Below are 530 nucleotides of genomic sequence, written 5' to 3' on the forward strand. Positions count from 1 at the left end.
ATTCTGAGGCTTGCGGCGCCGCAGCGATGCGGAAAACATCTCCCCCATCGTTTTCCGAAAATTCGGGTGGCCGGCGCCCGCAGGGGGCGGGGGAATGGGTAGGGGCCTGATGGACGCCGGCCTCGGCGGATCGACCCGCCGCATCGTGAAATCTAGCGTTCCTTTAGCAGATCGTAATTCCGCGATCGCGCCACTTTCCAACCGCCCGCTCGCGCTGGGGCCGGACAATGGCGGATATGCCGAGGATTGCGACCGGCCGGTCAGGATCGGTCCGAAGCCCTCTTTCCTTCAGGCATGGCGGCGAGGCACTCCTCCAGCCGCCGCAGCCGCGCCTTTTGCCAGCGCAGCGTGTGCGCGACCTCATGCAGGTTCCATTTGGCCTTCGAATTGGCGGCCTCGATCAGCCCTCGTTCGAGCCGATCGATCTCGCAGCGCAGCTGCCGCGCCTCCGCCTCCCTGAGCCCCCTGATCCAGCCTGCCCCACGCATGGTCCCACCATCAAAGCCGGCCCGATGCTCGCAGACAAAGGC

General features: G+C 66.0%; 1 protein-coding gene. It reads right to left on the reverse strand.

Annotated features, from left to right (window positions below; translation table 11 throughout):
• Nucleotides 1–260: 260 nt before the first annotated feature.
• A partial coding sequence (locus EOD07_RS36840) for a hypothetical protein (protein ID WP_245470649.1) occupies nucleotides 261–530 on the reverse strand: 270 nt, incomplete at its 5' end.

The sequence above is a fragment of the Mesorhizobium sp. M2C.T.Ca.TU.002.02.1.1 genome, assembly GCF_003997225.1.